This is a genomic window from Streptomyces sp. NPDC059989, assembly GCF_042736975.1.
Classification (GTDB): Bacteria; Actinomycetota; Actinomycetes; order Streptomycetales; family Streptomycetaceae; genus Streptomyces.
Map to the genome: position 1 here is coordinate 18,530 of NZ_JBHWUO010000071.1, position 11,701 is coordinate 30,230.

The 11,701-nt window shown below is 71.9% G+C and carries 11 protein-coding genes; 7 read left to right on the top strand and 4 right to left on the bottom strand.

Annotated elements, in window-relative coordinates; genetic code table 11:
- Nucleotides 1-146: 146 nt before the first annotated feature.
- Complete coding sequence (locus ACFWBN_RS36010) at nucleotides 147-1,073, bottom strand: cyclase family protein (RefSeq protein WP_385184746.1); 927 nt, start codon at nucleotides 1,071-1,073, stop codon at nucleotides 147-149.
- Nucleotides 1,074-1,156: 83 nt separating this feature from the next.
- On the opposite strand from ACFWBN_RS36010, the gene ACFWBN_RS36015 reads away from it, so the two are divergent.
- Genes ACFWBN_RS36015 through ACFWBN_RS36025 form a run of 3 tightly spaced genes read left to right on the top strand, consistent with a single transcriptional unit; the run spans nucleotide 1,157 to nucleotide 4,354 of the window.
- Nucleotides 1,157-2,077 (top strand): SDR family oxidoreductase, encoded by a 921-nt coding sequence (locus ACFWBN_RS36015; RefSeq protein ID WP_385184748.1) that lies wholly within the window; start codon nucleotides 1,157-1,159, stop codon nucleotides 2,075-2,077.
- Between the two features lie 13 nt (nucleotides 2,078-2,090).
- Nucleotides 2,091-3,290, top strand: a complete 1,200-nt coding sequence (locus ACFWBN_RS36020) for an acyl-CoA dehydrogenase family protein (RefSeq protein WP_385184751.1) — start codon at nucleotides 2,091-2,093, stop codon at nucleotides 3,288-3,290.
- Nucleotides 3,287-4,354 (top strand): Zn-dependent alcohol dehydrogenase, encoded by a 1,068-nt coding sequence (locus ACFWBN_RS36025; protein ID WP_385184753.1) that lies wholly within the window; start codon nucleotides 3,287-3,289, stop codon nucleotides 4,352-4,354. Before ACFWBN_RS36020 ends, ACFWBN_RS36025 begins: the two co-directional genes overlap by 4 nt.
- A 48-nt stretch (nucleotides 4,355-4,402) precedes the next feature.
- Here ACFWBN_RS36025 and ACFWBN_RS36030 read toward each other — a convergent pair whose 3' ends face one another.
- Together ACFWBN_RS36030 and ACFWBN_RS36035 are read right to left on the bottom strand one after the other, a co-directional pair.
- Nucleotides 4,403-6,376, bottom strand: a complete 1,974-nt coding sequence (locus tag ACFWBN_RS36030) for a spermidine synthase (RefSeq protein ID WP_385184756.1) — start codon at nucleotides 6,374-6,376, stop codon at nucleotides 4,403-4,405.
- A gap of 105 nt (nucleotides 6,377-6,481) precedes the next feature.
- Nucleotides 6,482-7,099 (bottom strand): flavin reductase family protein, encoded by a 618-nt coding sequence (locus ACFWBN_RS36035; protein ID WP_385184779.1) that lies wholly within the window; start codon nucleotides 7,097-7,099, stop codon nucleotides 6,482-6,484.
- Between the two features lie 83 nt (nucleotides 7,100-7,182).
- Between ACFWBN_RS36035 and ACFWBN_RS36040 the strand changes: the two genes are divergently transcribed.
- From ACFWBN_RS36040 to ACFWBN_RS36055, 4 genes are all read left to right on the top strand, one after another.
- Nucleotides 7,183-8,136 carry a hypothetical protein gene (locus ACFWBN_RS36040; RefSeq protein ID WP_385184759.1) on the top strand — a complete coding sequence of 318 codons (954 nt, stop codon included), beginning with the start codon at nucleotides 7,183-7,185 and terminating at the stop codon, nucleotides 8,134-8,136.
- Between the two features lie 132 nt (nucleotides 8,137-8,268).
- Nucleotides 8,269-9,102 carry a hypothetical protein gene (locus ACFWBN_RS36045; protein ID WP_385184762.1) on the top strand — a complete coding sequence of 278 codons (834 nt, stop codon included), beginning with the start codon at nucleotides 8,269-8,271 and terminating at the stop codon, nucleotides 9,100-9,102.
- Between the two features lie 50 nt (nucleotides 9,103-9,152).
- Nucleotides 9,153-9,905 carry a hypothetical protein gene (locus tag ACFWBN_RS36050; RefSeq protein ID WP_385184764.1) on the top strand — a complete coding sequence of 251 codons (753 nt, stop codon included), beginning with the start codon at nucleotides 9,153-9,155 and terminating at the stop codon, nucleotides 9,903-9,905.
- A 98-nt stretch (nucleotides 9,906-10,003) separates the two neighbouring features.
- Nucleotides 10,004-10,783 carry a VOC family protein gene (locus tag ACFWBN_RS36055; RefSeq protein WP_385184767.1) on the top strand — a complete coding sequence of 260 codons (780 nt, stop codon included), beginning with the start codon at nucleotides 10,004-10,006 and terminating at the stop codon, nucleotides 10,781-10,783.
- Nucleotides 10,784-10,811: 28 nt separating this feature from the next.
- On the opposite strand, the gene ACFWBN_RS36060 is transcribed toward ACFWBN_RS36055, so the two are convergent.
- Entirely contained in the window at nucleotides 10,812-11,621 is an 810-nt protein-coding gene (locus ACFWBN_RS36060) for an enoyl-CoA hydratase/isomerase family protein (RefSeq protein WP_385184770.1), read from the bottom strand.
- Nucleotides 11,622-11,701: the final 80 nt, after the last annotated feature.

Here is an 11,701-nt window from a genome sequence, read left to right on the forward strand (position 1 = left end):
CCACACGCCCCGGCCGTTCCCCCGGCGCACCCGCCGTCCGCCCCTCGCTGCCGCCCCGCGCCCGTCGTCTGGCCTGGCCCTCCTCGCGCCCGCCCAGCCCGCCCCCCGCCCCCGGGAGGCGGGTGGCGCGATGTGGGTGAAGGGGGTCAGAGGACGGCCACCGGGGCCACCGGGGTGCCGGTGGCGCCGACGAAGGGCTCCGGCATCGCCGAGAGGAGGAAGGCGTAGCGGTTCTCTTCTGCACAGGCTGTGGACAACTTTTCGAGATTCCAGTTCTGGCCCTGGTGCATGCCCATCTCGACCAGGTCGAGCGCGTGCACGGGGAGCCACAGGTTCTCGATCTCCGGCGGGAAGATCTCGAAGGTCAGGGTGTCGTTCGCGACGGCCGCCACGTCCCGCGCGTGGAACCACTCCGGGGTGCGGACGGACAGGCCGGGGGACGGGAAGCCGTAGCCGTGCTTGTCGCCCGCCAGGTAGACCTGCACCTGGCCGGTGCGGACCAGCACGATGTCACCGGGACGGACCGTCACCCCGCCGAACTCCTCGGCCTCCGCCAGGTCTTCGGGGGTCACCGCGTGGCCGCCCGCCAGCCGGTCCAGGCCCTTGGCCCGCGCCACGTCGAGCAGCACGCCGCGCGAGACGATGGGGCCGGCCTTGTCGATGCCGCTGAACTCGGCGCGCCCGTGCGCCGTGATCGAGGACGCCGGGCGGCCGTTGTAGATCTTCCCCGAGTGCGAGACGTGCGTGAGGGCGTCCCAGTGGGTGCCCGCCTGGAGCCCCATGGTCACGGAGTCGTCGCTGCACGCCACCGTGCCCGGCCCGAAGATCTCCTGGTTGATCTGCACCATCGTGTGCAGCGGGTTGACGCGGCCGGGGATCATGCCCGCCTGCACCCCGTCCTCCTTCAGCGGCAGGGCCAGCGGTATCCGGCGGCCGCTGCGGACCTCCGTAGCGGCCGCCCGCACCACCTCGTCGGTGATGAGGTTGAGGGTGCCGATCTCGTCGTCGGCGCCCCAGCGCCCCCAGTTGTTGACGCGCTTGGCGATGTCGTGGAACTCGGCGGGCAGGGTCATGAGGTCCCCCAGGGCTTGTGCTCCGGTATCTGACTGGTCATAGAATCTAACGGTCCGTCAGAAAACGCGGGAAGGGGCCGGACGTGGGGAACTTCTTGGCAGGCAAGGTCGTGGCCGTCACCGGCGCCGGCCGGGGCATCGGGCGGGCCGTGGCACTCGCCGCGGCCGCCGAGGGCGCCAAGGTCGTCGTCAACGACTACGGCGTCGGGATCGAGGGCGGGGAGCCGACGAGCGAGATCGCCGACGGCGTGGTCAAGGAGATCCTTGCCGCCGGCGGGGAGGCCGTCGCCGTCGCGGACGACATCTCGACGATGGCGGGCGGCCAGCGCATCGTCGACACGGCACTGGCCCGCTACGGGCGCATCGACGGCGTCGTCTGCGTGGCCGGCATCCTGCGCGAGCGGATGCTGTTCAACATGTCCGAGGAGGAGTGGGACCCGGTGGTCGCCACCCACCTCAAGGGCACCTTCACCGTCTTCCGCGCCGCCTCCGCCGTCATGCGCAGGCAGGGCGGCGGCACCCTGATCGGCTTCACCAGCGGCAACCACCAGGGCTCGGTCGCCCAGGCCAACTACAGCGCCGCCAAGGGCGGGATCATCTCGCTCGTCCGGTCCGCCGCGCTGGGCCTGGCCAAGTACGGGGTCACGGCCAACGCCGTCGCCCCCGTCGCCCGGACCCGCATGTCGGCCAACGTCCCCATGGAGCTCAAGGAGATCGGCGAGCCCGAGGACGTCGCCGCGCTCGTGACCTACCTGCTCTCCGACAAAGCCGTCGCCGTCGGCGGAGAGAAGATCACCGGGCAGGTCTACACGATCGCCGGCCCGAAGATCGCCGTCTGGGCGCAGCCGCGCGAGCTGCGCGCCGGCTACGCCGAGGGCTCCTGGACACCGGAGAAGATCGCCGACTTCCTGCCCGGGACGGTGGGCACCGACCCGATGCCGATGCTCGCGCAGCTGGAGGCCATGGCGAAGGCGGCGGCCGCCAAGGACCGCCCCAACGCGTAGAGGGGGACACGGCGTGGACTTCAGCTTCGGGGACGGGGACGGGGAGCTGCGCGGCCGCGCCCGGGCGTGGCTCGCGGAGCACCTCGTGGGCCCGTACGCGCAGGCCCGCGGCCTCGGCGGGCCGGGCAGCGAGCACGAAGGCGTCGACGCCCGGCGCGCGTGGGAGGGCGAGCTGGGCCGCGGCGGCTGGATCGGGCAGGGCTGGGTGGTCCCGGCCGGGGCGTACGGGCAGCAGCGGCTCTCCCTCACCGGGCAGGTGGTGTGGGCCGAGGAGTACGCGGCGGCGCGCGCACCCGGCCGGGTCGGCCACATCGGCGAGAACCTCCTCGCGCCCACCCTGATCGCCTACGGCAGCCAGGAGCAGCAAGACCGCTTCCTGCCCGGCATCGCGCGCGGCGAGGAGTTGTGGTGCCAGGGTTACAGCGAGCCGGGCGCCGGCTCCGACCTCGCCGGGATCCGTACGGCCGCCGTGCGCGACCCGTCCGACGGGCTGCTGCGCGTCACCGGGCAGAAGATCTGGACCTCGCTCGCCCAGGACGCCGACTGGTGCTTCGTCCTGGCGCGCACCGAGCCCGGGTCCCGGCGCCACCGCGGGCTGTCGTTCCTGCTCGTACGGATGGACCAGCCCGGGCGCGTCGAGGTGCGGCCGATCCGGCAGATGTCGGGGACCTCCGAGTTCAACGAGGTGTTCTTCGACGGGGCGGTGGCGGCGGAGGTCGTCGGCGGCGAGGGCCGGGGCTGGACCGTGGCCATGGGCCTGCTCGCCTTGGAGCGGGGGGTCTCGACCCTGGTCCAGCAGATCGGCTTCGCGGCGGAACTGGAGCGGGTGATCCGGGCCTACGCGGCTTCGGGCGCGCCCGATCCGGCCCTGCGCGAGCGCCTCGTACGGCAGTGGGCCGAGCTGCGCACCATGCGGTGGAACGCCCTGCGCACGCTCGGCTCCACGGACGATGCGGGGGCGCCGAGCGTCGCCAAGCTGCTGTGGGGCGGCTGGCACCGGCGGCTCGGCGAGCTGGCGGTGGAAGTGCGCGGTGCGGCGGCCTCGGCCGGGCCGCGGGCCTGGGAGCCCGGGCTCCCGTACGAGCTCGGACTCGACGAGGAGCAGCGGCTCTTCCTGTTCACCCGCGCCGACACGATCTACGGCGGTTCGGACGAGATCCAGCGGAACATCATCGCCGAGCGCGTGCTCGGCCTGCCTAAGGAGTCCAGGTGAGAGGCGTCGTGTTCGACGGCAAGCAGGCCCAGGTGATCGACGACCTGGAGATCCGCGATCCGGGGCCGGGGGAGGTGCTGGTCGCGATAGCGGCGGCCGGGCTGTGCCACAGCGACCTGTCGGTGATCGACGGGACGATCCCCTTCCCGCCGCCGGTGGTGCTCGGGCACGAGGGCGCGGGGGTGGTCGAGGCGGTCGGCTCGGGGGTCACGCACGTGGCGCCCGGCGACCACGTGGCACTGTCCACGCTCGCGAACTGCGGGGCGTGCGCGGACTGCGACCGCGGCCGGCCGACGATGTGCCGCAAGGCGATCGGGATGCCGGGGCAGCCCTTCTCGCGCGGCGGGAAGCCGCTGTTCCAGTTCGCCTCGAACTCGGCCTTCGCGGAGCGCACGATCGTCAAGGCCGTGCAGGCGGTGAAGATCCCGGACGACATCCCGCTGACGTCGGCGGCGCTGATCGGCTGCGGGGTGCTGACCGGCGTGGGCGCGGTGCTGAACCGGGCGAAGGTGGACCGCGGGGATTCGGTGGTGGTCATCGGCACCGGCGGGATCGGGCTGAACGTGCTGCAGGGGGCCCGGATCGCGGGGGCCACGACCATCGTGGCGGTGGACGCGAACCCGGCGAAGGAGGCGGTGGCCCGGCAGTTCGGCGCCACGCACTTCATCGACGCGTCCGCCGTCCCCGACTCCTCGGCGGCGGTGAGGGAGATCCTGCCGACGGGCACCGACCACGCCTTCGAGTGCGTGGGCAACGTCAAGCTGATCCGCCAGGCCGTGGACCTCCTCGACCGGCACGGGCAGGCGATCCTGCTCGGCGTGCCCGGTTTCACGGAGGAGGCCTCCTTCCTCGTCTCGTCCATGTACCTGGACAAGACGATCATGGGCTGCCGGTACGGGTCCTCGCGACCGCAGCGCGACATCGCGCTCTACGCCGAGCTCTACCGGCAGGGCCGGCTGCTGCTGGACGAGCTGGTCACGGAGGTCTACCCGGTCGAGGACTTCGCCAAGGCCGCGGACGACGCCCACCACGGGCGGGTGGCCCGGGGGGTGCTCACCTTCTAGCCGGTACCGGGGTGGGCGTCGACCGGTGCGGAACCATCCGGTGCGGAACTATCCGGTGGGGGTCGCCGTGGCATCCGGCACGGGTGTCGCGGCGCGCCCGGTCAGCCGCATGGCGAGGCACGCCCCCAGGTACAGCAGGGCGACGAGCAGCAGGAGCGCCTGGTAGCCCGTCACCAGGGCCAGGTACTCGAGCGCGCCTCCGGTCAGTGCGCCCAGCAGGTTCGCGCCGAAGGCGGACGTCGGGTCCGGGGCGAGCGCGAGGCGGTCCGAGAAGATGAGGTTGGCGCAGAAGACGGGGGCGAAGGCCAGGGCGATGGCGGCGGCGAGCCGTGCGGCGAAGGGCAGCGACAGAACGGCGTCCGTCGGGACGAGCCAGGCCACGGCCAGGGTGCCGAAGAGCATGAGCTGGAGCAGCAGCAGGTTGACCCGCCTCAGCCGGCGCCGGACCTCGACCGCCGCGAGGACGGCGAGCAGGATGCCGATGAAGACGAGGGCGTTGACCAGCCAGGTCGTACCGAAGTAGAGCGCGAAGTTGATCACGTTCTTCGTTTCGAGCAGCATGAAGGCCGCACCCAGCAGGAACATGTCGGTGTAGCGGATCATGCCGCGGATCCGGACCCCGGTCAGGCGCACCGACAGGAGCGTCACCAGCAGGATCGCGCCCAGCGCGCCCAAGTAGAGCGTGGGGATGCTCCGGTGGAGCAGGTACGGGAAGGGCCGGTCGTCGCTCGCGGTCGCCGGGACGACGCCACTGGGCTGCCAGGTCTGGTCGCAGGACTGGTCGGCGGCCGTCATCCCGGCCACCAGTACGGCCGCGTTCTGGCCGAAGGCCGACATGCAGGGGGCGTGGCCGTAGAGGTCGGCGAGGGTGCCGGCGAAGCGGTCGACGAGCCAGCTCTGCCGATAGTAGTTGTACATGACGAACGCGCCGTGCGGCGCGAGGTGTTCGCGTGCGGCCTCGAACGCCTCCCGGGTGAACAGATAGCTCTCCAACCGCAGATTGCTCGCGCCCGCCACCAGCGTCAGCGAGTCCGGCAGCGCCAGCACGACGAGGTCGTAGGTGGTGTCCGTCCGCTCCAGGAAGGCCCGTCCGTCATCGATGTGGACGTGCACCCTGGGGTCGTCGTACGGCCTCGCCGGGTGCAGGTCCGCGCCGATCTCCTGCAGCCGGGGGTCGATCTCGACCGCGTCCACGCGCTCCGCCCCGTTCGCCAGCGCGACCGCGACGTCGTTGCCGTTGCCGGCCCCGATGACCAGGACGCGCTTGTGCGGGTTGTCGGGCGTCCGGTCGTAGGCCACCCGTTGGGGGGAGTTCTCCAGCAGCGTCGGGAGCGGCACGATCGCCTGGTGCGGGATGCCGTTCACGGCGATCGTCGGGTTGAAGAGCTGGACCTTGTAGTACGGCGACCAGGAGACGCCGGCCGTCGTCGTCTCCGCGAACAGCGCGCCGACCATCGCCACGAGGGGGACGGCGTACCGCAGGATGTTGCGCCATCCGCCGAGGACCAGCAGGGCCGCGGCGGCGACCACGCCCCACACGACCGACGGGGCGCGGAGCCAGGACAGCAGGGCGAAGGACACCGAGCCGGTGAGGCTGCCGAGCAGGTCGTAGCGGTAGGCGTCGAGCGGGCGGAGCCGGCGGAAGAGATCGGCGGTGATCTTGCCGATCGCCGTCATGACCAGCGCGGCCAGCAGGAAGATGGCCGGCAGCGTCACCCACTCGGGGAAGCCGGTGGTCCGCACGGAGGTGAAGTAGAGGACCTGGGTGCTGCTCTGCCGCACCTGCACCGGATACTCGCGCACCAGGACGACGAGCAGTGCGAGCGGGACCGGTGCCCAGCGCCGCAGCCACTGCCCGCGCTCGGCGGGGATCAGGAACCCGAGGCCGATGCCGAGGAACGACCCCAGCAGGATGAAGTTCGAGAAGTAACTGAGGTGGACGACGTTGGCGCCCGCCCATCTGATCAGGGCGAGCTCGACGAAGAGCATGGTGGCGCTGGCCAGCAGCAGCCTCCAGCGCACCGAGCTATCGTTTTGTCCGGATTCTCTCGGTTCCATGCGTGTGTACGGTGCCACCTGCGGCCAGGGTGAGTCGAGAAGCCTTGCCGGTGCCGCGGCCGTCGTCCGTCAGTCGGCGAGGCGCCCGAAGCGGCCCTTGTGGAAGAGCAGCGGCTCGCCCTCGCCGGCCGCGCCCATGGCGACGACCCGGCCCACGACGATGAGGTGGTCCCCGCCGGTGTGGACGGCGTGGATCCGGCAGTCGATCCAGGCGGGCACGTCGTCGAGCTGCGGGGACCCGGTGGCGGGGGCGGGGGTGTGGGCGACCCCGGCGAACTTGTCGGCGCCGCTGACGGCGAAGGACCGGCACAGCTCGCCCTGATCGGCGCCCAGGATGTTGACGCAGAAGACCCCGGCGCGGGCGATCCGGGGCCAGGTGGTCGACGTGCGGGCCACCATGAAGGTGACCAGGGGCGGGTCGAGGGAGAGCGAGGCGAAGGACTGGCAGGCGAAGCCGGCCGGTCCGTCCTCGCCTTCGCCGGGCGGCGCGGTGATGACGGTGACCCCGCTGGCGAAGTTCCCGAGCACGGCCCGGAACTCGGCGGGGCTGACCGGCGCGCGCTCGTCCTCGCCGACGGCCCGCAGGTCGGGGCGCGGCAGGGCGTCGACGGGCTCGGGCCCCTGCTCCGGCGAGGCGGAGGTGGGGGAGCCGACTGACCTGAGGTATCGGACGACGGTGGCCGCCATCCCTGCGTGTCCCATCACACCGACGATTGAAGCTGACGGTTCGTCAGATGGGAAGGGTGAGGTAGGGTCCGCATTAATTGAACATGTTCAAGCAAGGGGTGGGCGGGATGGCGCAGGCGCGCGGGACCACACAGCTGCCGAAATGGCCGGGGCACACGGGCATGGAGTGGCCGGACCCGGCGGCGCGACCGAGGAACAGGTGGTGGGCCGCCGCACCCGGCGCGGAGGCGATCGCCGGCGCGGAACTGCTGCTGGGCATGGTCCTGTCGCTCATCTGGCCCGAGTGGAGCGACAACTACGGACGCGGCGGCTGGGGGCCGTTCGCCATCATCCTCCTGATGCTCCTGTGCGTGGTCGCCCTCTTCGTGCTGCCGGGCCTCGCCTTCCTGCACGCCCTGGTGTTCACCCGGCCGGCCCTGGACCTGGCCCGCAAGACCGGGAACGCGGGGGTCGCACCGGCCTACCTGCTCGCCGTGTCCGCGGCCTGCGCCGTGTTCCCCTGGGCGCTCGGAGCCCCGTACGCGGGCTCCCTGGTCTGGATCGCGGCGAGCGCGATGGTGCCGCTCCTGGTGGCGTGGCGGGCGCGCCGCCGCGGCACGCGACCCGGGGTCATCGTGGCGGTGACGGCCTGGGCCACCGGACTGCTGCTGCCGGTCACCGTGGTGGGCGGGGTCATGCTGGTCGACAGGGGGGTGCTGACGGGCTACGAACCGCCCCGGCTGGAGCGCGCCGCGTACGTCGGCGAGTGGCGCAGCGCGAGCGGCGGCGTGGTCCGGCTCCGCGAGGGCGGCCAGGTCGAGGTCGAGGAGCTGCTGGTGGAGCACGCGGACCGCACCGTGACGCGGTGCACGGCCGCCGGCACCTGGACGGAGCGGTCGGAGAGCTACGGGCTGCGAGCCGGAGTGGACCTGGAGGTCAGCGGCTGCGCCGGCTGGGAGGTGAACTGGGAGGTGGCCGGGACGGTGGAACACCCGGAGCTGTTCCACCTCATCGGCGACCCGGACCGAGGGGACATGCAGCTGCTGCGCCGCGCGTAGCGAGTGCCCATTCGGTTGCGAACTCCCTTGTGACAAAGGCGACATGACGCGAAACCTCACCCCGCCCACGCCGCGTCGGTACAGTCGGCGCCGACGGCAGCGCGGCCGCCACGAGGGGAGGCTGGAATGGGGATGGGGAGCGATCTTCGTCAACGGGCCGAGCGGACCGGGCTGGCCATGATGGCGGCGGCGGGCATCCTGGTCACCGTCGCCGACACCCTCGGCTGGCTCGACAAGGTGGCTCCCGGCGGCGTCACCAAGCTCACCCTGCTGATCCTGAGCGTGGTCACCGGGACCGTCCTGCTGGAAATCGGCCGCCTGGGCTTACTGGACAACGTCAACAACCAGCTGTCCAGGCTCGACATGGAGTCCATCGCCGAAGGCCTCAAACGCGAGCACTACAGCGGCGTGATCCGGGTCCACCGGCGCTTCCCCGAAGAGGCCTTCACCCGCTACGTGGAGACGGCCGAGCGGGAGGTGGCCATCCTCCAGACCTGGATCCCCAACCTGCACGAGTTCAAGCACGCGCTGAAGAAGGCCGTCGTCGACCGGCAGGTGCGCGTGCGCATCCTGCTGCTGCTCCCGTCCTCCCCGGTGGCCGGACTGCGCGACGAGGCGCTGGGCACCGCGCAGGACCCGCCGGAAGCCGATGTGAACCTGGACGTCCAGCACTGCCTGTCCACCCTGGCCGGCCTCTACGGATCGGTCCGGCCGGAGGACCGGGAGCGGCTCCAGGTGCGCGTGTACAACTCACTGCCCTCGATCGCCGTGTACAAGGCCGACGAGCACTACCTGGTCAGCTCGTTCCTGCACGGCCGGCTCGCCATCCAGTCCACCCAGACCGAGATCGACGGGGCCGACACCGTGATGGGCCGCGAGGTCCAGGAGGAGCTGAACACGCTGTGGCGCATCGGCCGCGACGTGGATCTCGCCGACTGGCGCGGCTCCCTCAGCACCATCGTCTAGTGACGTGAAGTGACGTGACGTGAAGCGAAGCGAGTAGGAAAGGCAAGGGCATGCGAGAACTGGACCGGTTCGAGGACGAACTGATCGAGCGCTTCAAGGAGCATCCGGTACTGGCGAACGTCGGACTGCTCCCGGACGAGGACTTCGCCGCGGTCCTGCTCCAACGGCGGTTCCTCTCCCTCGCCTTCACCCCGGCCTACGACCTGGCCATCGACCTGCTGCGCGACGAGGTGGGCGTGCGGATCGCCCGGGTCATCCTGCGCGAGGAGTATCCGGACGGCCAGGGGTACACGCCCTCGCACCGCGAGGACATGAAGGAGGACATCCTCCGGCTCGGCGTCTCCCGGGAGGCCCTGGTCCGGACGCGGCCGACCGCGGCCACCAGGCAGGCCATCGACGCGACCTTCGACCTGATCGCCGACGCGGGCGCCCATGACGACGCCGACCTGCGGCTGTTGACGATCCTGCGCTTCTGGGGCGAGATCCTCGTCTCCGTCGAGTACGGGCGCCTGTGGGGGCGGATGGAAGCGGTCATGCCGCGCGAGGGCGAGAACCGCTCGCGCTTCTACTACCCGCACCACGTCCACGACGAGAAGCGCAGCCCGCTCACGACCGTGTCCCTGCTGTCTCCCACCCACCCCGACCGCCTGGCCAGGCGGCTCAGCGAGCTGCTCGCGGGCGGGGCGTCGGACGACTGCTTCAGGGAGGTCGAAGAGCGGTCCCTCCAGCTGAAGGCGGGCTTCTACGACCAGTTCCTGCCGGCACTGGAAGGCATCGCCGTGCCCGTGCGCCCACTCGGGTGAAGCCTCCGTCCCGACGGGGTCCGGTACGCACTCCCGCGCGCGGGGTTCGGCATCGTGTCGGGCGGACCCGAATCCGTACCCTTCTGGGAGAGGCCCCCATGCTCGGCACCGACTTCCGTACCGGATCACCCAACTGGCTCGACCTCGGCAGCCCCGACACCGCGGCCGCGGTGGAGTTCTACGGCGACGTCTTCGGCTGGGACTTCGAATCCGCCGGTCCCCAGGCGGGCGGATACGGCTTCTTCCAGCTGGACGGCAAGACGGTGGCCGCCCTCGGGCCGCTCACCGAGGAAGGGGCCAGGTCCGCCTGGATGGTGCACTTCAACGCCCCCGACATCCAGGCGAGCGCCGAGGCCGTGAAGTCCGGGGGCGGGAAGATCCGGATGGAGCCCATGGACGTCATGGGCGAGGGCTGGCTCGCCCAGTGCACCGACCCGCAGGGCGCCGAGTTCGCGATGTGGCAGCCCGGGAAGACCGCCGGGCTCGGGCTGGCCTCCGCCGACAACACGCTGGTGTGGGTGGAGCTGCACGTACCGGACCCGGCGGCCGCGCTCGGCTTCTACTCCGGGCTGTTCGGGTGGCGGCACGCCGAGATGCAGACGCCCGGGTTGACGTACCGGGTCCTGAGCACCGCCGACGGGGACCAGCAGGACGCCTCCTTCGGCGGGATCGCACCCCTCCCGGACCACGACGCGTCCGTCCGCTGGACGCCGTACTTCGCCGTCGCGGACGTCGACGCCACGGTCGCGGCGGCGGGCGACGCCGGCGGATCCGTCGTCCTGCCGGCCATGGACATCCCCGAGGTCGGGCGGGTCGCCTGGCTCGCGGACCGGGCGGGGGCGGTGTTCGCCCTGCTGAAGCCGGACCCGCAGATGTAGCGGCCCCCTGCCCGCTGGCCTTACCGCCTTACCGGCCGAGGTACTTGGGCGTACGCCGCTCGACGAAGCTCGCCACACCCTCGTTGGCGTCGGCCGTGGTCATGTTGATCTCCTGGGCGGTGGCCTCGGCCGCGAGCGCGGCTGCCCGGTCGCCGTCCAGGGAGGCGTTGACCAGCTGCTTCGTCATCGCGATGGCCCGGGTGGGGCCCTGCGCGAGGCGCTCCGCCCACTCCCGGGCGGTCCGCTCCAGCTCCTCGGCCGGGACCACCTTGTTGACGAGCCCGAGCCGCTCGGCCTCGGCCGCCGGGACGGCGTCGCCGAAGAACATCAGCTCCTTGGCCTTCTGCGGGCCGACCAGGCGGGGCAGCAGGTACGCGCCGCCGCCGTCGGGGACCAGGCCGCGGCGGACGAACACCTCGATGAACCGGGCCGGTTCGGCGGCGATGACGAGATCGCAGGCGAGGGCGAGGTGGGCGCCGATGCCGGCGGCCGTGCCGTTGACGGCGGCGATGACCGGCTTCTCGCAGTCCAGGACCGCGGTGACGAGTCGCTGCGCGCCTAGGCGGATCATGCGGGCCACGTCACCGGCGATGCGCTCGGCGGCTGCGCCGCCGTTGCCGTTGCTGCGGAGATCTGCGCCGGCGCAGAAGCCCTTGCCCGTGGCGGTGATCACGACGGCGCGGGTGGCGGGGTCGGCGGAGGCGTCGGCGAGGAGGGTGATGATGCGCTCGCGCTGGTCCCAGGTGAGGGCGTTCATGGCGGCGGGGCGGTTGAGGGTGATCCAGGCGACGCCGTTGTCCGTGCGGTGGAGGACTTCGTCCTCGGGGGCGGTGGTCATGGTGAACTCCGTTCGCGAAAGAACCTGGGGCTCCGCCCCAGACCCCGCGCCTCAAACGCCGGCGGGGCTATGGATAGCCC